Source organism: Salinibacter ruber DSM 13855, assembly GCF_000013045.1.
GTDB classification, from domain to species: Bacteria; Bacteroidota; Rhodothermia; order Rhodothermales; family Salinibacteraceae; genus Salinibacter; species Salinibacter ruber.
The window spans coordinates 1,705,705-1,728,754 of record NC_007677.1 but is presented as its reverse complement, the minus strand read 5'-3'; the positions used below and the strand labels follow the sequence as shown (position 1 = coordinate 1,728,754).

The window sequence follows — 23,050 nt, the reverse complement described above, 5'->3', positions numbered from 1 at the left end:
AGCGGTGTCGCAACTACTCCTCGTCGGCCTTGTGCGCCGCGTCCACCGCCTCGCTCAACTTGTCCGACGGGCGAAACACCGGCTTGTACCGGTCCTCAATCTCGACCGGCTCATTGGTTTGGGGATTGCGCCCCGTCCGGGGCGCTCGATGCTGCACCTCGAACACCCCAAACTCACGGAGTTCGATGCGCCGGCCCTCTTTCATCGCCCCGCGCACCGCCGTCATGAATCCCTCCACGACCGCCCGCGTCTCGATTTTTGTGAGGCCGGTCCCGTCGGCAATCTGGTCGATGAGGTCTGCTTTGGTCATGGACATGGGAAAGCCAAAGGCGGATTAACAGAGGACGTGCGTGTGGACCCATCCGAACGCCCCCGCCGAATTCGTGATTCGGAAAGCCCCGAGAATCTCGTCCCCCTCCGCTCGTCCGTCGAGAAACATTCAGCAGGTTGGGGCGAACGATAGTGCCGACGCCCAAAGTCTTCATCTTCTTCGGACCGACGTCCTCCTCCGATGCGCGCCCGTCTCTCTCTCCTGCTCCTGCTTCTTCTGTGCAGCCCCGCCCTGGCCGTCGCCCAGTCCCCGAGCCAGTGGCAGCAGCACGTCGACTACGAGATGGACATTCGTTTAAATCCCGAGACCCATCAGGTCGACGGCCACCAGCGGCTGACCTACACCAACAACTCGCCGGACACACTCCGCACGGTCTACTACCACCTGTACTTCAATGCCTTTCAGCCACAGTCGATGATGGCGGAGCGCAACCGCCACCTCCCCGACCCGGACGGGCGCACGGTACCACGCATTTTCAACCTGACACCGGACGAGCAGGGCCGGCAGACGGTGACCTCGCTCACGCAGGACGGCACGCCCGTCTCCTACGAAGTGTATGATACGGTTCTGCGGGTGGATCTTGCCGAGCCCATACCGCCCGGCACCTCCACCACCTTCGTCATGGACTACCGCTCGCAGGTGCCGCTTCAGACCCGTCGGAGCGGGCGCAACAGCCGTGGGGACGACATCGACTACACCATGACCCAGTGGTACCCCAAGATGGCGGAGTACGACGAGCGGGGCTGGCACGCCAACTACTACATCAACCGCGAATACTACGCGCCGTACGGCGAGTTCGACGTGGAGATCACCCTTCCCGCCGAATATACAATTGGCGCCACCGGCGTTTTACAGAACCCCGACGAGGTCGGGCACGGCTACGACATTGACGGCAGCGGCACGTGGCGCCCGTCGGACGGCCTGCCGGACGCGGACACGCTCACCTGGCACTTTCGGGCCGAGGACGTGCACAACTTCGCCTGGTCGGCCGATCCCGACTACATTCACGATAAGGTGACCGCGGACGGCACCACCCACCACATCCTCTACAAGCCCGAGGTCGCCGAGCAGTGGCGCCCGCTGCGAAACAACATGCCCGACCTCACGGCGTTTTTCAGCGACGAGTACGGCGACTACCCGTACCCGCAGATGACCGTGGCGCAGGGCGGAGACGGCGGCATGGAGTACCCGATGTTCACGGTCGTGAGTAGCTACGACGGCCCCGAATTTGAAGAGAAAAGCAGCTACCGGTCGATCCTCGGCACCACGGTCCACGAGTTTGCACACATGTGGTTCTACTCCGCCCTCGGCAGCAACGAGGCCGACTACGCCTGGATGGACGAGGGCTTTACGAGCTACGCCACGACGGAGGGGATGGCCCACCTCGCAGGGCAGCCCGCGGACCACACCGGCGCCCGCCAGAGCGTCGTGACGATGCACAAGCTCGGAATCGCCGAGCCGTTTAGCACCCCGGCCGACTGGTTCTCTACCAATACCGCCTACGGCATCACCTCGTACCCGGGGGGGCAAATGCTCGTGGACATGCTGGGCTACGTCATGGGCGACGCGCAGCGCGACCAGTGGCTGAGGCGCTACTTCCGCGAGCGGGCCGGCATGCACCCCGACCCGTTCGACCTGGAGCTGTTCGCGGAGCAGGAAAGCGGTCTCATGCTCGACTGGTACTTTCAGCAGGTAACCGAGTCGACCCGCACCGTTGACGATGCGATCGCGGACCTCGACCAGAGGCGAACGGGCGACGGCGTGGCAGTGGACCTGACGCTGAAGCGAAAGGGCACCCTCCGCCTGCCACAAGACGTGAAGCTCACGCTGGCCGACGGTACAACCCAGTGGCTCAACGTGCCCCTGGCGTCGATGCACGGCCATAAGCCGGTCCCGGACGACTGGATCGTCACCGAGCCGTGGCCCTGGGTCGCGCCGGAGAAGACTGTGTCGGTGACGGTCGACAGTCGGGTCGAGAAGGCGATGATCGACCCGAACGGCGAGACGCCCGACGTAAACCGCCTCAACAACTCCACGACCCTACCGCTGCGGACGCGTGTCCTCCGGGCCCCGCAGCCGAGCTGGTCGCACTACGAACTGGGCGTGCGGCCGTTGGCCGGCTACGCCGACGACTTCGGGTTTGGGGGCGGCCTGCAGGTCCGCGGGCAGTACTTTCGGGGCGAGCGACAACTCCGCGGCACGGTCACCCTCTGGCCCGAAGTGCTGTTTTCCGGGGGCGACGATCCGACGCTGGTAGACGTCTCCGGTCCCCAGCTTGGTTTCGATGCGGGATCGTGGTTTAGCGGGCTTGACTACGAGCTTCGCTACGAGCGTCCGTTCACTCCGTTCGGCGCCCGCGCCACAGTCGAACTCTCGGCCGCGAAGCATCTCGGCGTACTCGAAAATCGGCTCTCTTTTCAGACGCCGCTCCGATCACCGCTTGCGGACACAGACGAGCGCCTCCGGGTTTCATTGCTCCAGCAGTTGAACCCGACTGACCGAGCATTTGGCCTCCGAAATGCGGGCCTCCTCTGCTCGACGCGTCGACGTGTCGGCTCTTGCGTTCCCGTCCGGAGCAATCCGTGGGGGGAATCCCACACCGTTTCGGCCCGCCTCGACTACACACTCGTAAATGGGGGTGACCGACTGAACGCCTCCGCCGAGCTTGGCGGGACGCTCCTCGGGTTTACCGGCAATCGGGGAGGAACGGAACGCTTTAGCCCCTTCGACCAGGCCTCCCGCGTTTCGCTGACTGCCCAGAAGACAGCGGACTTGAGCGCCCTGACGGGCCGGGCGAACCTTCAGTTCGGCCTCGGGGCCGACGGCCTGCTCCCCCACAAGCGCTTCGTCCTGGGTGGACGCTCGCTGGAGGCGCAGTGGCGCAACGACACGTACCGGCAGGCGAGCGCAGCCTTCGAGCAGCCCGTGTCGGACGCCCATCTCGTCGGGTTCGGGCCAGCGGGGCCGGTTGCGTACCTTCGGGCCGCCAACGGGCGCCTCGGCCTCAGTGGCGAAAACATCACGGCCGGTCGCCTCTCGCTTGGCGGCACCCCGTTCCCCACCGTGAACGCCCTCTCGCCCCTGCGCCTGTCCGCCTTCTCGGGCATCGGCACGACGTGGAACGAGGGCGCGTTCCTCTCCGGGTTTGCCGCGGACAATCTAAAGGCCGACGCCGGCATCGGCGCCCGCTACAGCATCTCCGAGATTCCCCACCTCGAGCGTTGGACGGCCCAGTCGGATTTCCTGCAGGGGCTCGACGTGGTGGCCAAGTTTCCGCTCTGGGCCAGCGACCCGGGCCGCATCGAGGGCAGCACCGACGAATTCGACTTCCGCTGGCGGATTGGCATTGAGTTGTAGCGCTACTCACCGCCGCCGTCCTGCTCCCGCATCTCGCGCTGGCGCATCGGCATCGCGTCGATGGTATCGAAGACGGAGCGGGCGGAGACCGGCTCGGCCTCGCGGCGCTTCTCGGTGCCGTCTTTGCCGACGAGCACGACCCGGAACGCGTCGTCCGGCACGTCGAACCGGTCGCGCAGCCGCCGGGCCGCTGCCGCCGTGAGGGGCTGCGGTTCGGCTCCGGGGGCGGCCCGCTGCGTGCCTCGGTTCTGGCCCGTCACAGTCAGCACCAGAAGGTCCCGCTCCCGAAATCCCGGGTCCCGGCCCTCAAACGCGGCTTCCTGCCCGGCCCGCATCACATTGGAGTCGGTCGGCGCAAACACGAGCAGCAGCCGGTGCTCCCACTGATGGTGCTCGGGCCGGAAGTCGACGGAGTCGGCAGGGGTGCCCATGACCGTGAGGGGCAGCGCTAGGACGATGCAGGCGACGAGGAGGGTTCGCATGGTTCGAAGGGGCCGTCGTTGGGGGGCGCTACTTCCTCTCGTCCCACGAGACCAACACCCGAACGTCGGCATGGAGGCATGAGAGGGGCCGGTCAGGAATCAGTAGGACGGGATCGGTCCGGGGCCGCTCCTGCCTGCTTTGCGTCCGGGTCCTCGAAGCGGGAGGCGGCAAACAGATCAAGGGCCTCCGGCGTCTCGTTCGCCGACACCAAGTCTGCCAGCAGGCGCCCCATCCGGAAGCCGTACCCCATGCCGTGCCCCGTAAACCCGGTGGCAAAGACGCCTTCCGGGTGCTCTGGCACCCGCCCCACCACGGGCCGCCCGTCGGGCGAGAAGCCCATCGTCCCGCTCCAGCGCTGCTCGATGCCGAGCGACGGGCTCCACGGGAAATGGGTGTGGAGGTACCGCTCAATCGTGGCCTGCACCGCCGGGGTCGTCGCGTCGCGGCTCGTCTCCTCGGCCGCACGATGCGCGTGCCGGCCGCCCCCGACGAGCAGGCGCCGATCCTCTCGCTGTCGCACATAAAACCCCCCGCGGTGGGAGTAGACCGGCACCGGAATGCGCACCGCATCGGCGGGGGCCGTCGCCAGCATCTGCGCCCGCACCGACCGGACGACGGACGACACGGCGGGAACCAGCTCTGGCAGCGCAGGGCCGAGGGCGAAGACGACCCTGGGCGCCCGAAAGTGCCGATCGGGGGTCCCCAGCACGGCTCCGGTTTCCCCCCAGCGCACGTGCTCGACCGGGTGCTGCGTGTGCACGTCGGCGCCGCTCTTCGCGGCCACGTGCTGGACGAGGTGAAGCGGGTTCACGGCGGCGCCCGTAGTGACGAAGAGGCTGCCGTGGAAGCCCGAGGCCCCAATCCGGTCGTTGGTCTCCTCCGCGTCGAGGTGGACGGCCGGGGCGCCCGCGGCGCGGAGGTGGGGCAGGCTGGTCCGCAACCGCTCGTCCTCCTCCGCAGTACCGGCCGCGACGAGGGCGCCGTCGGCCCGCCACGAAAACGCGCTTCCCCGCAACTCCGCCGCGAGAAGGTCGCGGTTCTCCCGCGTGAACTGCCACAGGCGACGGGCCGTCCGCTTGCCGTAGCGCTCCACATCGGTGCGGTAGTCGGCGTGCGTGCCCTGCAAGACGAAACCCGCGTTCCGGCCGCTCGCCTCGGCCCCGAGCGTCCGGGCCTCCAGCAGGGCGACGTCCAGCGATGGGGCGCGGCGGCCGAGCCAATAGGCCGTCGAACACCCGACGATGCCCCCGCCCACCACGATGACGTCGTAGGCCGCTTCCCGCTTCTGGTGCGCCTGCTGCCAGATGGAGACCGTCATGCAGATTGGTATTGGGCTGCTACCGAAGAGGAGAATCTACGACGCCGTATTTTTTTGGGGCTCGCTCTTACGTACGGGAAAAACGCCCACTCGATTCAGACCGTCCCTCATGCCGCCCCGTTCCCCTGCACGTCGACGAGAATGCGCCCCTGCACCTCGCCCGCCAGGAGGGCCCGGCTGGCCTCCGGAATGTCGGCAAGCGAAATCGTCCGGGCGTGGATGCGGTCAAAATGCGCTTCGGTGAGCAGCTGCGCGAGCCGGCCCCAGGCCGTGCGACGACGGTCGTTCGGGCAGGTGTTCGAGTCGATGCCGAGGAGATTCACCCCCCGCAGGATAAACGGGAGGACCGTCGTGCGCAGTTCGTGCCCCCCCGCGTTTCCGAATGAGGCCACGCTGCCGTGCCGTTTTAACTGCGCGATGAGCGTCGCGAGGGTATCGCCCCCCACCGCATCGATCGCACCCGCCCACCGGCCCGACTCCATGGGGCGGTCCGGGCCCTCCCCCAACGTGCGACGGTGCACAATCCGGTCGGCCCCCAAGGCGCGAAGGTACGCGTGCGCGGTCTCGCTCCCGGTGGAGGCGACCACCTCGTGCCCGAGGGCGTCCAGCAGCGCGACGGCAATGCTTCCCGCTCCCCCCGACGCCCCCGTGACAACCACCTCACCGGCCCCTGGGGAGACATCGTGTTCGCCGAGTGCCATCACCGAAAGCATCGCGGTGAAACCGGCCGTGCCAATAATCATGGCCTGGGCCGGGGACAGCCCATCGGGAAGCGGGACGAGTTTGCGACCGGCCACGCGGGCTTCCTGGCGGTACCCGCCCCAGGCCACCTCGCCCAGCTGCCAGCCGGTTCCGATAACGCGATCCCCCTCTTCGAAGGCGTCGTGATCGGTGTTGAGGACACGCCCAACCAAGTCGATGCCCGGCACGATGGGATAATCCCCACGAATGACCTGCCCACTGCCCGTGACGGCCAGCCCGTCTTTGTAATTGAGACTCGAGTACAGAACCTCCAGGTGCACCTCCTCCGATTCAGCCCTCGGAAGATCGTCGGTCTGGAGCTCCCGGACCTGGGCTTGAATCTCGCCCTCTGTGTCGTCGAGCACAAGTGCCGAAAACATAAGACTCAGAGACTGACTCAAATGAGCAGCACACGCGCCCCCATGCCACACGAAACGGTCCGGTTTGGTTCGCGCATCCGGAATCGTGCGTGCCAGGGGCAGTTGTCCGCGAGCGGAATCAATGTGCGCATTATTCGTGTAAAGAAATGATGGATGCCCCTTCCCAGCCCCGTGCCCGTCATGGATACAATCACGGATGTCGTCCTGGACGCCTACCCCGTACGTTGCATGGTCGGGCTGGCCGCCAGTCTCGTCGTCGTAATTGCCCTGGTTCACCTCCCGCTCCAGCGCTCATCGCCACAGGTAGGATGGACGACCGATTCGTCCGCCGACCGGATTCTGCTCGGCGACGTGGTGCCCGAAGAGCCCACCGACACGGACCCAGATGGCCGGTCCGAGCGGGCGCCTCCGCCCACCAGCGCCCCTCCCTCACCCGACGAGGCCGCATCGGACGCCTCATCGCCCTCGGAAACGGTCGAGGGCGACGGCGACTCGGGATCCTCCCCTTCGGCGTCCAACGCCAGCCGGAACGAAAAGGCACGATACGCAAGCACGCTCGACGTCTCAGATCGTACGCCACAGATCGTTGGGGGCAAGGGCAGCCTGTACCTGAACATCAATTATCCGAAGAAAGCACGCGCTCAGGGCATTGAGGGACGCTTAGAACTCGAGTTTCTGGTCGAGCCCGACGGGAGCGTGAGGGATATCGAGGTGGTCAAATCCCTTCATCCCCTGTGCGATTCCGCCGCCATAGACGGCGTAAGATCGGTTGATTTTATTCCGGCCCGGATCGACGGTGATCCCATTCCAATCCGACTCCGTCTTCCGGTTCGGTTCACGATGTCCACGCCCACGACCGCGGCCCAGGCCCATTCCAGTTCGTCCTAACCAACGCCCCCCCGAAACGTTTGTGCAGAGAAAAAGTATCGACGATCCCAACATGTGAAAGCGCTTCCGATCTCCCCCGTCCACAATCCCTTTGCGCACCATGGCCAACCCGACCACTGCCCCGGACCCCGACGTCGAAAGCCCCGAAGATTTCCTTCCGCTCAACGGCACCGACCACGTCGAGTTCTACGTCGGCAACGCCAAGCAGGCCGCGCACTTTTACGCCCACCTGTTTGGGTTCCAGATTCAGGGCTACCGGGGCCCGGAAACCGGACACGAAGACAAGGTGAGCTACCTGCTGACGCAGAACGACATCCGGTTCGTCCTGACGTCGGCCCTCGGGCCGGACTCCTCAATCAGCGAGCACGTCCGCCAGCACGGGGACGGGGTAAAGGACATCGCGCTCGAGGTGGACGATGCGGCCGCCTCCTTCGAGGAGACGACGAAGCGCGGCGCCCCGCCCGTCCAGTCCCCTACGGTTCAGGAGGACGAGCACGGACGCGTCGTGACCGCTACCATTGCCACCTACGGCGACACCGTACACACTTTCGTAGAACGCTCGGACTACGACGGGCCCTTCCTGCCGGGCTTCGAGCGGTGGGAGAACGAGTTCTGGTCCCCGCCCGCGCCAGCGGGACTGCAGTACGTGGACCATTGCGTGGGCAACGTCCACGAAGGGGACATGGATACGTACGTGGAGTACTACGCCCAAACGATGGGCTTCTTCAACATGCTCCACTTCACCGACCAGGACATCTCGACCGAGTACTCGGCCCTCATGTCGAAGGTGATGGCCAACGGGGACGAGAAGATCAAATTCCCAATCAACGAGCCCGCCGAAGGCAAAAAGAAGAGTCAGATTGAGGAGTACCTCGAGTTCTACCGGGGGGCCGGTGTGCAGCACGTCGCACTCGCGTCCGACGACATCATCACCACCGTGCGCGAACTTCGTCGCCGCGGCGTTGAATTTCTCCACGTCCCGGACACGTATTACGACCGAGAGGTGCTCACCGAGCGCGTGGGCTCCATCAACGAATCCATCGACGACCTTGAGGAGCTTGGCATCCTCGTGGACCGCGACCCGGACGGCTACCTGCTTCAGATCTTTACCAAGCCGGTCCAGGACCGCCCCACGGTCTTCTTTGAGATCATTCAGCGGGAAGGGGCCCGCTCGTTCGGCGCCGGCAACTTCAAGGCTCTGTTCAAGGCCATGGAGCGGGAGCAGGAGCGCCGGGGCAATCTGTAGTGTTATTCAGTCTCCCACGCTGAGGCCCGCGAGGCCCCTGAGGGCCGCGTCAGATTCGTGCACGAGTCCGGCCTGCGCCACGGCCGTCGGGCCTCCTTTCGTGGAGGCAATTCGGGCCAGAAATTTCGGAGGGACCGTTAGCGCCGCGAAGCCGCGCCTCTTTAAATTTTCCCGGCATCGGCTTGCGTTCTGAACGGCTGTGGTCTACGTTGTGCAGGCGTCGATCTCAGTCCCCGCCGGCGCCGCTTCTCTGTCGCCGCTAACGCACGGTCTCCTTCTCATCTATGGTCCCGTCCGCCTCCGACGCTTGGCGCACTGCGCTTCGCGATCTCCGCGAGACGCTTCCGGAGCGAACGGTTCAGAACTGGCTGGACCCCATCCAGCCCCTCGACCTGTCTACGGATGAGGGATCCCCCACGCTGACCCTGCAGGTGCCCACGCCCTTCGGCATCCAGTACCTCCGCAGCCGGTTTCAGCGCTCCATCCGGCAGGCCGTGAGCGAGGCGGTCGGGGAGCCGACGGACGTGACCTACCAGGTGGCCCCCGAGGAGGAGCGCCCCGACGAGATTGCTACGGACTCCGGGTCGTCCGGATCTGCCCCCGACGAGCCGGACGCGTCTTCGTCGCCCCAGGACCGACCGTCGTCCGCCCCCTCCAGCGACCAGGCCGGACGCTCCTCCACGTCCCCGCGTCCATCGGAGCCGGTGTCGTCTTCGTCCCCAGCCGGTCGAGAGGCAATCAACCAGTCTCCCTCCCCGGACGCATCGACCTCGGGGGGAGCCTCCTCGCCGACGGGCCCGACCACGCCCCGCCCGTCCTCCCCCGACGTCGCCGATGTCTCGGACGCTGGCCGTACGGACGATGCCTCCGCCCCCTCCCCGCCCCAAACCGACGCGGGCTCTCCGGATGAGCGCTCGGCCCTCTACGAACAGGCCAAGCAGCACCTTCGTCCGGAGTACACGTTCGACGAGTTCGTGGAGGGGGACGGCAATCGTCTGGCCCGGAGCGCCGCGTTCGCCGTGGCGCAGGAGCCCGGCAGCACGAATTACAACCCGCTCCTGGTGTACGGCGGTGTGGGCCTGGGGAAGACGCACCTGGCGCAGGCTGTCGCCAACTACGCCCTGGAGCACAACACCGCCGAACGGGTGCTGTACGTCTCCAGCGACCGCTTCACGAGCCAGTTCGTGCAGTCGGTCCGTGAGAACCGGATCGCGGCGTTCTCGAGCTACTACCGGCAGGCCGACCTGCTCATCGTCGACGACGTCCAGTTCTTTGGCGAGAAGGAAAAGACCCAGGAGGAGTTCTTCCACATCTTCAACGACCTCCACCAGAACGGGAAACAGATTTTCCTCTGTGCGGACCGTCCCCCCGCAGAGATCCCTGGCATCGAGGAGCGGTTGCTTTCTCGCTTCCAGTGGGGCCTGAGCGCCGATATTCAGCGCCCGGACCTCGAAACGCGGATCGCGATCCTGCAGCGCAAGGCCGCCCGGCAGGACATCGCCGTGTCGCCGGACGTGCTGGAGCTGATCGCCCAGCGCATCGACTCGAACGTGCGCCAGCTCGAAGGGGCCCTCACCCGCCTCACCGCCCTCGTCCAGCTCGACGACCGGACGCTCGACCTCGATACGGCCCGTCGCTTCCTGCGCGAGCACACCGACGAGGGCGCAGACGCCCTCAACGCGGACGACATCATCGAGCAGGTTGCCGAGTACTTTCGGCTCGAAAAGGGCGACCTGCTTTCTCGGTCCCGCAAACAGACGGTGGCACAGGCGCGCCAGATCGCCATGTACCTCTGCCGCGAATTGACCGACGAGTCGTACGACCACATCGGCTCCCGATTTGGCGGGCGCGACCACTCCACCGTGATCCACGCCTACCGCAAGATCGAGGAGGACCTGGAGTCCGACACCGAACTGCAGGACGACATCTCATCCCTGCAGTCCAACCTCCAGGATCGGTCGCTGTCTTCGAGTCTTTAGCGGCGACGCCCGTCTGGCCTATGTCCACCCTTGATACTCAATCCATTCACGCCGGCGAGCCGGAGCCACGGATTGAGGGGGCCGTGTCGATGCCCGTCTTCCAGACGGCGACCTACACCCACGACGACCCGGGGGCGTCGCCCCGCTACGTCCGGTACAACAACTCGCCGAACCACCAGGCCCTCCACGAAAAGCTTGCGGCCCTCACCGAAACGGAGCGGGCCCTCGTGACGGCGAGCGGGATGGCCGCCATTTCGTCCGCCCTCTTGGGCGTGCTGGAGGCGGGCGATCATCTCGTTGCCCCGCACAGCCTATATGGCGGGACCCTCGCCCTTCTCAACGACCTGCTTCCTCGGTTCGGGATCACCCACACCCTCGTCCCCGAGGACACACCCGAAGCGTGGACGGCGGCCCTACAACCAAACACGAAGGTGCTGTACGCGGAAGCGATCACCAATCCGCGTCTCGAGGTCCTGAACCTCACGGGCATGGTCGACCTCGCCGAGGAGCACGACCTCACGACCGTCATCGACAACACGTTCGCCTCGCCCGTCAACCTCCGTCCGGCCTCCCTGGGGTTCGACGTGGTCCTTCACTCCGCCACCAAGTACCTCGGGGGCCACTCGGACGTGGCTGCGGGCGTAGTGGCCGGGGCGCCGAAGCCTTTGGACAACGCGCTCCAGACGACGAAGCTGCTTGGGGGCATGCTGGACCCACACGCGTGTGGCCTCCTGCATCGGAGCCTGAAGACCCTCGGGGTGCGGGTGCGCAAGCAAAACGAGACGGCCCGGGCGCTCGCGGCGGCGCTGGCCGATCACGACGGCGTCGAACGGGTGCACCACCCCAGTCTTTCGTCCCATCCCCATCACGATCGCGCCCGGACATTGCTCGATGGGTTCGGGGGCATGGTGGGCCTCGAACTGGCCTCACAGACAACTGTCGATTCGTTCTTCGACGCACTCTCCCTTCCCCTTCGTGCGCCGAGCCTTGGGGGCGTCGAGACGCTCGTGACGCAGCCCGTGCACACGTCCCACAAGGACGTGGCCCCGGCGGCCCGCCGGGCCATGGGCATCACCGATCGGTTCGTGCGCGTATCCGTGGGGCTTGAAGGCCCCAAAGACCTCGTGGCAGACTTTGCCGCGGCGCTCGACGCCGGGCTGGACGAGTAGCCGTCACCTCTCCTCTTTTCGCTCTCCTCCCCCCTATACGTTTTGAGCCGCTGGGGACGTGCGGGGGCTGCCGCGGGAGGCCGGGGCTGGGCCGCTGGGGGTCGCTCGCGCCGCGACGCTCAAGGGCGCACAGGCGTTCGGGCGGGCCGACGGAGTCGACTGCGCACGGTTGAGGACGGCGTTGTTTTCGAAGCCGAACGGCTGCCCCGGGACGTGGAGCAGGTGGTGCGCACGGCGGAAGAGGCGGCCGGCACCGGACACGGACCCGACGCTTATTGAGTGGCGGGATTGAGAAAGGAGGACGGACGGTCGCGGCAACGTGCTGTTCGGCTGCTCCTCGCGGCGCAGGCCGCCTTCCGACCACGCCTCTCGGCTGGAAGCGCCTACAGAAATGCGCAAAGGGGCCCTCACGGCAATGAAGGCCCCTCTGTCGCCGCAGTCTGCTGGCCACTCGGTCAGCCCGACTCCGGAATGACCTGGATGTCCAGGGTCGCTTCGATTCCGTAGCCCAGGTCGATGGACGCCGTGTAGGCCCCCACGAACCGAATGTCTTCGTCGAGCTCGATGTCCCGCCGGTCGATGTTGAAGCCGCGGTTGGAGAGCTCCACCGCGATCTGCTGAGTCGTCACGGTGCCAAAGATGCGGTTGTCCTCGCCCACCTTCGCGGTGAAGACCACCTGCATGTCTTCGAGCTCGTCCTTGAGCTCTTCGACCTGCTCTTTCTTGGCGGCCTCTTTGCGGGCCTGCTGCTGCTGCTCGTCGCGCAACTGGCGAATGGCCCCGTCGGTGGCCACCCGCGCGAGTCCTTGGGGAATCAAGTAGTTGCGGCCGTAGCCGTCGGCCACCTCGTGGACCTCGCCTTTTTCGCCGAGGTGGTCCACGTCGTTGAGGAGAATAATCTGCATGATGCAATCGGGTCAGTCGGAAATGGTGGAGACAGTTCGTCCGGGTCCGTTACCGAACCGACTCGGACACGTACGGCATGAGGGCGAGGTGCCGGGCCCGCTTGATCGCCTTCGTGATCTGGCGCTGCACGCGGGCGGGCACCCCCGTCACGCGGCGCGGCAGGATCTTGCCCTGGTTGTTGATGAACTGCTCCAGGAATTCGGTGTCCTTGTAGTCTACGTATTCGAGGTGCTCGTAGTCGACGTCGTTTTGGTCAGCCATGGGTCATCGGAAGCTCAAGTTCGAGAAACGCGGGAAGGCAAAGAGGGGAGACGCTACTCCTCGTCGGACTCGTCCGCCGCCTCTTCTTCGGCGGCCTCCTGCGCACGGCGCTTCTTGCGCTGCTCGTAGTGACGCTTCATCTTCGCGTCCATGCGCAGGGTGAGGTAGCGCAGCACGTCGTCGTTGATGTCCAGTTCGCGCTCAAGGCGCGGAACGAGCTCGCCCGGCGCCTGGAAATACATGTTCACGTAATAGCCGCTGCGCTTGCGGTCGATCTCGTAGGCGAGGCGTTGGTTGCCCCACTCGTCGACCTCAAGCACGTCGCCGTCGTTGCTCTCGATGAGGTGGTTCACCTTGCGGACAATGTCGTCCACCTGGTTTTGCTTGACGACCCCACTGATGACGTACGTCAGTTCGTACTGATACTTTTGTGCCATGTCGTGTGCCTGGGTCCCTATGGGATGAAATTGAGTCATGCCCCTCGTAGAACGCCGACAGCTGTCGGGGTGCGGAGGAGCAGGGAAAAACGCAGTTGACATGTACGACCGTCTTCCGAGGAGGTCGCACAGACGCCTTGAAAACAGGGTGAGGATTCCGCGGTGCGGAGGGCCAATCAGTGAGCAATCCGCCCCGCCCTCCTTTTCCTTCAGAGCTTCGAGCACGGGCCCCGGACGCACGCCGCGCTGTGCTGCCTCGGGCCCAGGGCGACCAACAAGCGTAGACGGTCCGTCCCAACGGCCTACAGATTCGCCAACTTCTCCGCGTGCTCTTCGGCACGAAGGGCATCGATGATCGGATCGATCTCCCCGTCCATGATGGGCTGGAGGGAGTGGTTTTTCTGGCCCCCTTCCAGTCGATGGTCGGTCACGCGGTCCTGGGGAAAATTGTAGGTCCGAATCTTCGCCGACCGGTCCCCGCTCCCTACCATGGACCGGCGCGCCTCTTCCCGCTCGGCCTGCTGTTCCTCCCGTTTCTTCTCGTACACCCGAGAGCGCAGGACGCGCATCGCTTTCGATCGGTTTTTGTGCTGGCTCTTCTCGTCCTGACACGACACCTCCACGCCCGACGGCGCGTGCTTGATGCGCACGGCGGAGTCGGTCGTGTTCACGGACTGCCCGCCGGGGCCGGTTGCCTTGAACGTCTCGATCGTGAGGTCGCTCGGGTTGATGTCCACGTCCACCTCCTCGGCCTCCGGCAGGACCGCCACCGTGGCCGCGGACGTGTGGATGCGGCCGCTCGACTCGGTCTCGGGCACACGCTGCACCCGGTGCACGCCCGCTTCGTACTTGAGCGTGCCGTACACGTCCTCCCCCTTTACGGCAAAGATGACCTCTCGAAATCCTCCCTGGGTGCCCGGCGACGCGTCGATGAGCTCGTAGGTCCACCCCTGTTGCTTCGCGTACTGCGTGTACAGCCGAAACAGGTCGCCGGCGAAAAGGGAGGCCTCGTCCCCCCCGGCACCGGCCCGGATTTCCACAATGGCGTTCTTCTCTTCTTCCGGGTCCTTCGGGATGAGCTTCTGCTTCAGGTCCTCCTCCACCGCCGGCAGCTTCGTCTCGAGCTGCTCAAGCTCCTCCTTGGCCAGGGCCTCCATCTCCCCACTCTCGTCGCGGATCATCCCTTCGAGCTCGTCCCGCTCGTCCAGAAGCCGCTCGTACCGGTCAATGGCCTCCACCACCTCTTCGAGACGACTGTGCTCCTGGCCCAGCTCCCGCATCCGGTCCGGGTCGTTCGCGACCTCCGGATCCGCCATGAGGCTCTCGACCTCTTGAAACCGATGCTTGACCTTGTCGAGCTTCTCGCGTTCAATCATAGAGCAGGTGGGTCTGACGGAGTTACTGCGAGATGCCCTACGGAGGCAAGGGCGTCGAGTTCGTCCGGGGCAACACCCCCACGGTGGTGTAATTCTCACCGATCAGCACAGTTGGACCCGAATTCTTCTCTGGCCCTGGGGCAGACCGTAGGGCGCAGTTCTGGACTATATTGTCTGAGTACAGCAGCAACACCCGCCAGGCCGTACTCACTCCACCGTCACGCTCTTCGCGAGGTTGCGGGGCTGGTCGACGTGGCAGCCGCGGAGCACCGCGATGTGGTACGACAGGAGCTGCAGCGGAATAACGGTGAGGAGCGGCGAGAGAAACTCCTTGGTCTGCGGAATCTCCACGACCGCCTCGCAGAGGCTTTCGAGCTCGGCGTCCTTGTCGTCGGTGATGGCAATGACCGACCCCTCGCGGGCGGCCACCTCTTCGATGTTGGAGAGCACCTTGTCGTAGGTACTGTCCTTCATCGCCATGAAGACCACCGGCATGGACCGGTCGATGAGGGCAATCGGGCCGTGCTTCATTTCGGCCGCCGGGTAGCCTTCCGCGTGGATGTAGGAGATCTCTTTGAGCTTGAGGGCCCCCTCCAGCGCGACCGGGAAGTTGTAGCCGCGGCCCAGGTACAGAAAGTTCGACGCGTACCGGTAGGTGTGGGCCATCGACTGGAGGGCCCCGTTGCTGGCGTTCAGCACGCGGCGCACCTTGTCGGGCACCCCTGCGAGGGCGCGAATGTTGTCGGCCAGCTCCGCCTTCGACAGCGTGCGCCCCTCCGCCAGCTTCAGGGCGATCATTGAGAGCACAGTCACCTGCGCGGTGAAGGCCTTCGTGGACGCGACGCCAATCTCGGGCCCGGCGTGCAGGTACACGCCCGCGTCCGTCTCCCGCGCAATGGTCGATCCCACGACGTTGCAGATGCCGAAGCAGGGAATGCCCTTGCTGTGGGCCTCGCGCACCGCCGCGAGGGTGTCGGCCGTCTCTCCGCTCTGAGAAATGACGAGCACCACGTCGCCCTCTCGGAGCACAGGGTCCCGGTACCGGAACTCACTCGCGTACTCAACCTCCACCGGAACGCGGGACGCCGACTCAATGAGGTACTCGCCCACCAGGCCCGCGTGCCAGGAGGTCCCACAGGCCGCAATCACGATGCGATCCGCCTCCCGCAGCTGATCCCAGTGGCCATGGAGCCCGCCCAGGTGGATCTGGTTGTCCTCGGGCCGCACTCGGCCCCGCATGGCGTCCTCCAGGGCATCGGGCTGCTCCATGATTTCCTTCAGCATGAAGTGGTCGTACCCCCCCTTCTCGATCTCCCCGAGCGACCATTCGAGCTCGTGCACCTCCTTTTTGAGGGGCTCGTTGTCGATGGTGGTCACCTCGTAGCCGGAGTGCCGCAGCGTGGCCATCTCTCCGTCTTCCAGGTATACCACCTGTCGGGTGTGCTCCACGAGCGGGGCCGCGTCGGACCCCACAAAGTACTCGTCGTCGCCCACGCCCAGGATGAGGGGGCTTCCGTTGCGGGCCGCGATAAGAAGATCCGGGTCTTCCCGCGACACAACCGCGATGCCGTACGCGCCCACCACCTGGGTGAGCGCCTGCCGCACCGCCTCCGGAAGCGACAGGTCGGTGGCCCGCTTTACCTCCTCGATCAGCTTCACGAGCACCTCCGTGTCGGTCTCGCTCTGGAAGGCGTAGCCCTTTTCTTCGAGCCGCTCCTTAATGGCCCCGTGGTTTTCGATAATCCCGTTGTGTACCAGGGCGAAGGCGCCATCGGAGCTAACGTGGGGATGGGCGTTGACGTCATTCGGGGCCCCGTGGGTCGCCCAGCGGGTATGCCCGATGCCGGTCGTTCCGGCCACGGACGCCCCGTTCAGGCTGCTCCGAAGATCATCGACCTTTCCTTCTTGTTTTTGAACGTGCAGGGCCGCATCGTCGACCGTCGCGAGTCCGGCCGAATCGTACCCGCGATATTCGAGGCGCTTGAGGCCCGTGAGCAGGAGTTCCTCCGCTTCTTGGCTCCCAATGTATCCGACAATTCCACACATAGACGTCCGGTTGGCTTGGCGTGACAACAGAGATGAAAAGCATACGCGCGCCGGGGTCGAAGCCGGCTTTTTTGCGACCGCAACGGCCGGGGATGGACGCTGCAAAAAACCGACCAGGGAGGCTCAAACCGACTAGTACCGCTCGAGCGAAAATTTCTCGCCGAGATACCGCTTGCGCACCTCGGGGTCGGCCGCAAGCTCTTCCGCGGTGCCGTGCTTCAAGATGTGCCCCTCGTATAGTAAATAGGCGCGATCCGTGATTGCAAGGGTTTCGTGTACGTTGTGGTCCGTGATGAGCACCCCGATGCCGCGCTCCTGAAGGCCCGCGACGATGCTTTGAATGTCCTCGACCGCGATCGGGTCGACGCCCGCGAACGGCTCGTCGAGCAAAAAGAACCGGGGCCGGGTCGAAAGGGCCCGCGCAATCTCGGTGCGGCGGCGCTCGCCCCCGGACAGCTCGTATCCCTTCGAGTCTCGCACCCGCTCCAACCCAAACTCTTCGATGAGCGACTCCACGCGGGCGGTGCGGTCCGCGTCGCTCATCGACTGGAATTCCAACACCGCGTGCAAATTATCTTCCACCGTAAGCTCCCGAAACACGGAGGTTTCTTGGGCCAGGTACCCCACCCCGCGTCGGGCCCGCTTGTACATCGGGAGTCGCGTGATGTCGTCGTCCTCCAGGTGGATGGATCCCTCGTTTGGACGAATCATGCCCACGATCATGTGGAAGGTCGTCGTCTTGCCGGCGCCGTTCGGGCCGAGGAGCCCCACGATCTCGCCCTGATTGACGTCGAGGCTCACGTCGTCCACCACGGCCCGCTTGTCGTATCGCTTCGTGAGGTGACGCGCCGCAAGCGTCGCCGGCTCGCCGGAGGCGTCTCGGTCCACAAAGGACCCGTCGGGGGACGAGGCACTCATGAGTCGGGACTGGGCATTGTGCTGAGGGTGTCTGACGGCAGGGGGGATCGCAGGGAGTCGGGCGGGACTGCCGGGCCCCGATCCGTAGAGTCCGAAGACGAACGTTCGGGCACCATCCCCTGCCAGAGGTACACGGGCATGGGGTCTGCGGGGTACGGCGGTTCGGGCCCGGTCTGGGCGGTCGAGTCGGCCCCAAAGGCCCACGTTCCCTCGGCGCCCAACGGAGGCACCGGCCCGGCCACCGGGCGGTCGCGACGCGCCGGCCCTTGACCGAGCCGCCGCCGCACCCGGGCGTCCCGGAGCAGCTTGCCTCGGATCGGGCGCCGTGCTGGCGTCCATTGAAAGCCCTCCAGCTGAAAAGGGTCCGGGATGTTCTCACTGTTCCGGTAGTAGGTGGTCTGCGTCCCCCCAATGACGCTCACCCGCCGGACGCTGCCGTCCACGAAACGCAGCTCGATGCGGTCGCCGGACGTCCGGGCCGCCCCGTTCAGGGAATCGTTCTCGGCCGCCAGGAACCGGATGGCCCGGGCATTGGGGCGGGCCCGGATTCGGTGAAGGGTGCCCTCCTCAAAGAAGGCGGTGATGGTCTCGGCCTTCAGTTGCTGGATTCGGTCCAGCACCGAATCGCGCTGGGCCGCGAATCCAGCCCCCCGGACAAACACAGTATCCGGGCGTCGATTTCGGGCCCGGACCCGAATGGAGTCGCCCCATACCTGACTGTCGTCGAACCACGTCGTGGGGGACCGGAACAGGCGGGTTTCCTCAATCGGCAGGGCGCTGTCGGCCCGTGCCGTTGGGGTGTCCCACCTCCGGGACGCCGGTGCCGGGGCCCCACGGGCACCTCGCCGGGCTGTAGGAGAGGAGCGGCCGGAGGGGCCCACCGCGGCAGAGCGCGCCGACGTGTCGGGCACGGGTCGGTCCCGACCGCCGGTCGAATCGGGTGGGGCCGTTGCCTGTTTTTGGGAAGGAACGGGCGGGGAGGCTGTGGGGGCAGCGGCCCGAAGTGAGTCGGAACCGGCCTGTGGGGCCACAGAGTCTGGCGGCGGGCGGGTCGTGTCGATCGGGGGCCGCCGACCGGCGACGCTGTCGGGGGTGGTGGCGACGACGCGGTCGTACACCGCGGAATCCGCCGTGGCAGAAAGGTCGGGCTGCCAGATGCGCACCGAATCCACCGCCACGAGCCGACGACGCATGTCCGTGCGGAAGGCCTCCAGGCGACGGGCCGCGACCACCAGGGTGTCGCTTGGGGCGCCCGTCGAGTCCATCCGGACTCGGACCAGCAGCGCGTCGCCCTCCACCCGGCTGTAGCGACGGGCCTCCCGGTTGTCCGCCCGATTTCCGAACAAATAGGTCCGCGCCGTGGTGTCGGCGTCCGCCCCGTCGTCGCCCCGCCGGTCGATGAAGACGTTTCCGTAGGCCACAGACCGATCGCGGTCGCGGTAGTACGTCAGGGAGTCCGAGAGAAGCGTCGTCCCCGGCTCGGTGAGCCGCACGCGTCCCCCAAATTCCGCCCGGCCCTCGTCGGACCAGTACGTGCCCCGCTGGGCCCGCAGCACTCGATCGCCGTCAACGAGCACGACGCTGTCGGGAAAAACCGAGCGCTTCTCCGAGGCGAAGTATCGCGCGCTGTCTGCCCGGACGTTTACCTCACCGTTCGTCAACCGCACGTTGCCGCGGGCGTACCCGACTTCGGTCGCGCGGTCGTACCGCACCGTATCGGCCCGGAGGGTGTCGCCCCGTTCGTAGATGACCACGTTGTCGGTAAAGAGGAGCTCGCTGCGGGAGAGGTACCGCCGGGCGTAGTCCGACCGCAATCGCGTCAAGTCTTGGCGGACGAAGACATCCCCGTACAGGTCCTGCACACGCTTTTCCCTCCGGATCAGCGAGTCGGCGTTGACGAAGGCCCGCGGGGGGTCGCTTGTGTCGGATGCTGGCTGTACCGGCGTGGGCGGCGGCACGGTCTCCCCTGTCGGCAGCGAGTCCAAGCCCGCCGGCTCTACCCCAGTCGGGGCCGCACGGGACGTGTCGTCTTCGGCCTGGGCCCACGCCTCGGTTCCACCTCCCATCCACGCAATTCCAACCGTCGCCACCAACAGGGCGCGTCCCAGGAGGTGCCACATCCGATGGTCGAAGGGATCAGTCATGCAGATGACGGCAGTGTCCGCACCGGAAAATCGGGTTTATCAAGACGAGTTGCTCTGCACCAAGGCGCCCGGACCGGCATTCCCGCGAAAAGCAGGAATGCTGCGCAGGGCCGGGGCGTCGCGCTTCACTGCTGTTCATCCGTGTCGTCGTCCTCGTCGACGTCCACCTCCGCCGAAAACCGTCCGAGCTGGTACGTTTCGAGATCCTCGTCCGCGACGAGCCCGTCCCCCTGAACCACTTCCGAGGGCGTGCGGATGCGCACGAACCGGCGGGTGCGGATCGTCCGGTCGGCCTGGTGCCACGTAAGGTGTTCGCTTTCGAGCCGTTTGTTATCTTCGGTGGTCACGACCACGTTTCGGTACGCATCCAGCACGCCCTTCTGGTCCTGAAACACCAAACTGTCGGCCGTGACGGTGGCCGAAGAATCACCTTCTTCGTCGAAAAGGTACACCCGCACCTTCGTCGTGTCGTCCATCGAGCGCCAGACCGAGTAGGTACTGTCGTCGGTCTGGTACTGCTCCATCCGACGAGCCCGGAGAACGGCCCGCGGTCGTCCGTCCTCCGACATGTTGAACGCGGCATCCCAACTCACGTGTTTGGGCGTCGGTCCCCTCGTCGTTTTGTCCCGGTCGGTTCCTCCCGGTCGCGTTCGGTGCTCGCAGCCGCCGGCCAGAAGCCCTCCCCCCACGGCCACGTAGACCAACAGCCCCAACACAGAACGCCGGCCCCAGTGCAATTGAGTCACGATTTCCTATTTTTCTCAATTTAACCTTTTTGTTGTGCAGCGCGGATCACAAATTCCACCAGCTTTGTGTTTGTGTGGATCCATTGATCCAAACTGGCGCCCCAATATTCCCCGCAGGCTTTACTTTCTTCAAGGCAGCAATGGCGGCGCCTGGGGCGTCGTTTCACAGTCCGGCCCCTATCCGTTATATTGGCATTGATTTTGTTCTCTCATCCCCCGGGGCTCTCCCACACGCACTTGGCCCCTTTGCTTTGGAGGGGCCTTACGCCCCACGCTGCGTTCCTGCGGCACACCTTCTCCTCACCACTCTCCGTCTAGACGACTCGTTTCACCATCATGAGCTTTGACGCCGAGACCGCTTCCTCCGAAACCGTCATCATCCATGTTGGGGAAGCCTTAGACTTTCGGAACGCAGACGACTTCAAGGAGACATTCCAGGAGCACGTTGACGACGGCGTTCGGCAGTTTATTCTCGACTTTTCCGACACAGAAGTGCTCGACTCCACCGGCCTCGGGTCCATCTTTTCGCTGTACCGGGCCATCTCGCCGGACGACGGAAAGGTCGCCTTCGCGGACGTGTCGGAGCCGGTTCAGGTGGTCGTCCAGTTGACCCGAACGTACAAGGTCTTTCGCCAATTCCCGTCCGTGGACGCCGCCCGCGAGGCGTTTTCGGGATAGCCGATCGCCCCACCCTGGGCGTCTGCATCAACGGCGGCCTGCCTTGTTGGACACAGATCCGGCTCCATGGACCCCTTTACGAAGACGTACACGGACCTCGATCGGGCGATCGACGAGGTGCGTACCCTCTCTGATGATTGGCCCGTCTCTCAACAAGACGGCGCAATCGACGACGAAACGCTTCACTGCACGTGCCTTGTGCTCCACGAGTGGATTGCGAACCTCCACCAGCACGCCCGCTTCCGGAACGGCACCCCGATGGTTGAAATCCGGCTGACCTGTGACGCCCAGCGGGTGACCTGCTCGGTGCTCGACAACTCGGACGGCTTCGACCTCACCTCCTACCTCCCGGCCGACGACGAGGACCCGGAGGCCTTCCCGGAGCGCGGCATGGGCCTCCGGATCATCAAGACGTGCACCGATGACCTTTCGTATTCGCCGACGGAGGACGGCCTTCACCGCTTCGAATTTATCATCCCCTCCGACCACGATCCATGGCTGAACACACTATTTTAGTTGTCGAGGATGATAGCACGGTTCGGGAGCTTCTGAAGTACCGCCTCGGCAAGCACTACGAGGTCTACACCGCCACAAATGGCGAGGAGGCCCTGGATCAAATTGAGGAGACCATCCCCGACCTGATCATATCGGACATCATGATGCCGAAGATGGACGGCTTCGCGCTGCAGTCGGCCCTACAAACCGACAAGAACACGCGCGTCATTCCGTTCATCTTCCTCACGGCCCGGGCCGACGAAGAGGCGCGCCAGCAGGGCGAGCGGAAGGGCGTGGACGACTACATCACCAAGCCCTTCGACATGGAAACGTTGCTCTCCCGGGTGGAGCGCCTCCTGGAACGCATCGACATGTTCCAGACCCAGCTCGACGCGGAAATCGGGCGCGACTTTTCCAACCGCCTCCTGCCGGACGAGACGCCGGAAATTGGCGGCTACGAGCTCGACTTTTACAGCGAGTCCCGCGAGCAGGGCGGCGGCGACCTCTTCGACTGGACGGAGACCGACGAGGGCACCTACTTCCTCACGATTGGGGACGTGATGGGCAAGGGCCTCCGGGCCAAATTCTACGCCTTCAGCTTCCTAAGCTACGTGCGGGGCACCCTCCACACCTTGCTGGAGGAGTCGACCTCCCCGGCCGCCCTGATGGGCGAGCTGAACGATATGCTCCTCAACGACGATGTGCTGGAGGACACGTTCGCAACGTTTCTGCTCCTCCACTGGGACCCTCACGCCCACACCGTCACGTACGCGAACGCGGGCCACTGCCGCCCCGTCCTGGTACGTCCAGACGGAGCCACAATTCATGAGCACAGCGACCTGATCCTGGGCCTGGAAGAGGACGTACGCTTCTCGGAGGTCTCGTTGGACCTCGACCCGAGCACCGCCCTGGTGTCCTACACCGACGGCCTCACGGAGCAGCACACCCAGGACGGCAGCATGCTGGGCGAGGACGGCGTCCGAGACCTCGCCGTGGAGGCCTACGGCGGCGACGCCCCAATTCAGGCCCTGCTGGACGGGGTTCTGTCCCGAAGCCCCTCCGACAGCTTTGAGGACGACCTCCTGGTCGTCTGGCTGGAGCGCCTGGCCGATTAGCGTCCCGCCGCGGGGCCCGACTCGCCCCTCCGTTCC

At 65.4% G+C, this 23,050-nt stretch carries 20 protein-coding genes; 8 read left to right on the top strand and 12 right to left on the bottom strand.

Features of this window, described 5'->3' with window-relative positions:
* Positions 1-13: 13 nt before the first annotated feature.
* A complete protein-coding gene (locus SRU_RS07300) occupies positions 14-316 on the bottom strand; it encodes an HU family DNA-binding protein (RefSeq protein ID WP_011404129.1) in 303 nt (100 codons plus the stop codon).
* A gap of 195 nt (positions 317-511) precedes the next feature.
* Between SRU_RS07300 and SRU_RS07295 the strand changes: the two genes are divergently transcribed.
* Positions 512-3,688 carry a M1 family metallopeptidase gene (locus SRU_RS07295; protein WP_011404127.1) on the top strand — a complete coding sequence of 1,059 codons (3,177 nt, stop codon included), beginning with the start codon at positions 512-514 and terminating at the stop codon, positions 3,686-3,688.
* 2 nt (positions 3,689-3,690) lie between these two features.
* On the opposite strand, the gene SRU_RS07290 is transcribed toward SRU_RS07295, so the two are convergent.
* From SRU_RS07290 to SRU_RS07280, 3 genes are all read right to left on the bottom strand, one after another.
* Positions 3,691-4,170: a DUF4174 domain-containing protein gene (locus SRU_RS07290; protein WP_237702036.1), complete on the bottom strand. Its 480-nt coding sequence runs from the start codon at positions 4,168-4,170 to the stop codon at positions 3,691-3,693.
* A gap of 92 nt (positions 4,171-4,262) precedes the next feature.
* A complete protein-coding gene (locus SRU_RS07285) occupies positions 4,263-5,489 on the bottom strand; it encodes an NAD(P)/FAD-dependent oxidoreductase (protein WP_011404125.1) in 1,227 nt (408 codons plus the stop codon).
* Between the two features lie 107 nt (positions 5,490-5,596).
* Entirely contained in the window at positions 5,597-6,610 is a 1,014-nt protein-coding gene (locus SRU_RS07280; protein WP_011404124.1) for an MDR family oxidoreductase, read from the bottom strand.
* 153 nt (positions 6,611-6,763) lie between these two features.
* Between SRU_RS07280 and SRU_RS07275 the strand changes: the two genes are divergently transcribed.
* The 4 genes from SRU_RS07275 to SRU_RS07260 all read left to right on the top strand — a co-directional run bounded on the left by SRU_RS07275 (position 6,764) and on the right by SRU_RS07260 (position 11,892).
* Positions 6,764-7,498, top strand: coding sequence for an energy transducer TonB (locus SRU_RS07275; RefSeq protein ID WP_011404123.1), 735 nt, complete (start codon positions 6,764-6,766; stop codon positions 7,496-7,498).
* A gap of 100 nt (positions 7,499-7,598) precedes the next feature.
* Complete coding sequence (gene hppD, locus SRU_RS07270) at positions 7,599-8,744, top strand: 4-hydroxyphenylpyruvate dioxygenase (protein ID WP_112903923.1); 1,146 nt, start codon at positions 7,599-7,601, stop codon at positions 8,742-8,744.
* Between the two features lie 284 nt (positions 8,745-9,028).
* Positions 9,029-10,723, top strand: a complete 1,695-nt coding sequence (gene dnaA / locus SRU_RS07265) for a chromosomal replication initiator protein DnaA (RefSeq protein ID WP_011404121.1) — start codon at positions 9,029-9,031, stop codon at positions 10,721-10,723.
* Positions 10,724-10,743: 20 nt separating this feature from the next.
* A complete protein-coding gene (locus SRU_RS07260; RefSeq protein ID WP_011404120.1) occupies positions 10,744-11,892 on the top strand; it encodes a trans-sulfuration enzyme family protein in 1,149 nt (382 codons plus the stop codon).
* A gap of 455 nt (positions 11,893-12,347) precedes the next feature.
* On the opposite strand, the gene rplI is transcribed toward SRU_RS07260, so the two are convergent.
* The 8 genes from rplI to lptC all read right to left on the bottom strand — a co-directional run bounded on the left by rplI (position 12,348) and on the right by lptC (position 20,669).
* Complete coding sequence (gene rplI, locus SRU_RS07255; RefSeq protein ID WP_011404119.1) at positions 12,348-12,797, bottom strand: 50S ribosomal protein L9; 450 nt, start codon at positions 12,795-12,797, stop codon at positions 12,348-12,350.
* 49 nt (positions 12,798-12,846) lie between these two features.
* Entirely contained in the window at positions 12,847-13,059 is a 213-nt protein-coding gene (rpsR, locus tag SRU_RS07250; RefSeq protein WP_011404118.1) for a 30S ribosomal protein S18, read from the bottom strand.
* Between the two features lie 53 nt (positions 13,060-13,112).
* Positions 13,113-13,496, bottom strand: coding sequence for a 30S ribosomal protein S6 (rpsF, locus tag SRU_RS07245; protein ID WP_043552273.1), 384 nt, complete (start codon positions 13,494-13,496; stop codon positions 13,113-13,115).
* Between the two features lie 302 nt (positions 13,497-13,798).
* Positions 13,799-14,872 carry a peptide chain release factor 1 gene (gene prfA, locus SRU_RS07240; RefSeq protein ID WP_011404116.1) on the bottom strand — a complete coding sequence of 358 codons (1,074 nt, stop codon included), beginning with the start codon at positions 14,870-14,872 and terminating at the stop codon, positions 13,799-13,801.
* Positions 14,873-15,079: 207 nt separating this feature from the next.
* Positions 15,080-16,918: a glutamine--fructose-6-phosphate transaminase (isomerizing) gene (gene glmS / locus SRU_RS07235; protein ID WP_013061880.1), complete on the bottom strand. Its 1,839-nt coding sequence runs from the start codon at positions 16,916-16,918 to the stop codon at positions 15,080-15,082.
* 132 nt (positions 16,919-17,050) lie between these two features.
* Positions 17,051-17,836, bottom strand: coding sequence for an LPS export ABC transporter ATP-binding protein (gene lptB, locus SRU_RS07230; protein WP_011404114.1), 786 nt, complete (start codon positions 17,834-17,836; stop codon positions 17,051-17,053).
* Complete coding sequence (locus SRU_RS07225; RefSeq protein WP_011404113.1) at positions 17,833-19,980, bottom strand: OstA-like protein; 2,148 nt, start codon at positions 19,978-19,980, stop codon at positions 17,833-17,835. The genes lptB and SRU_RS07225 overlap by 4 nt, the downstream gene beginning before the upstream one ends.
* Before the next feature lie 125 nt (positions 19,981-20,105).
* Entirely contained in the window at positions 20,106-20,669 is a 564-nt protein-coding gene (gene lptC, locus SRU_RS07220; protein WP_259039464.1) for an LPS export ABC transporter periplasmic protein LptC, read from the bottom strand.
* A 393-nt stretch (positions 20,670-21,062) separates the two neighbouring features.
* Here lptC and SRU_RS07215 point away from each other — a divergent pair, with 393 nt between their 5' ends.
* From SRU_RS07215 to SRU_RS07205, 3 genes are all read left to right on the top strand, one after another.
* A complete protein-coding gene (locus SRU_RS07215; protein ID WP_011404111.1) occupies positions 21,063-21,404 on the top strand; it encodes an STAS domain-containing protein in 342 nt (113 codons plus the stop codon).
* Between the two features lie 66 nt (positions 21,405-21,470).
* The gene (locus SRU_RS07210; protein ID WP_011404110.1) at positions 21,471-21,920 is read left to right on the top strand and encodes an ATP-binding protein; all 450 of its coding nucleotides are present in this window, start codon (positions 21,471-21,473) and stop codon (positions 21,918-21,920) included.
* Positions 21,899-23,014 carry a SpoIIE family protein phosphatase gene (locus SRU_RS07205; RefSeq protein WP_103017194.1) on the top strand — a complete coding sequence of 372 codons (1,116 nt, stop codon included), beginning with the start codon at positions 21,899-21,901 and terminating at the stop codon, positions 23,012-23,014. Before SRU_RS07210 ends, SRU_RS07205 begins: the two co-directional genes overlap by 22 nt.
* Positions 23,015-23,050: the final 36 nt, after the last annotated feature.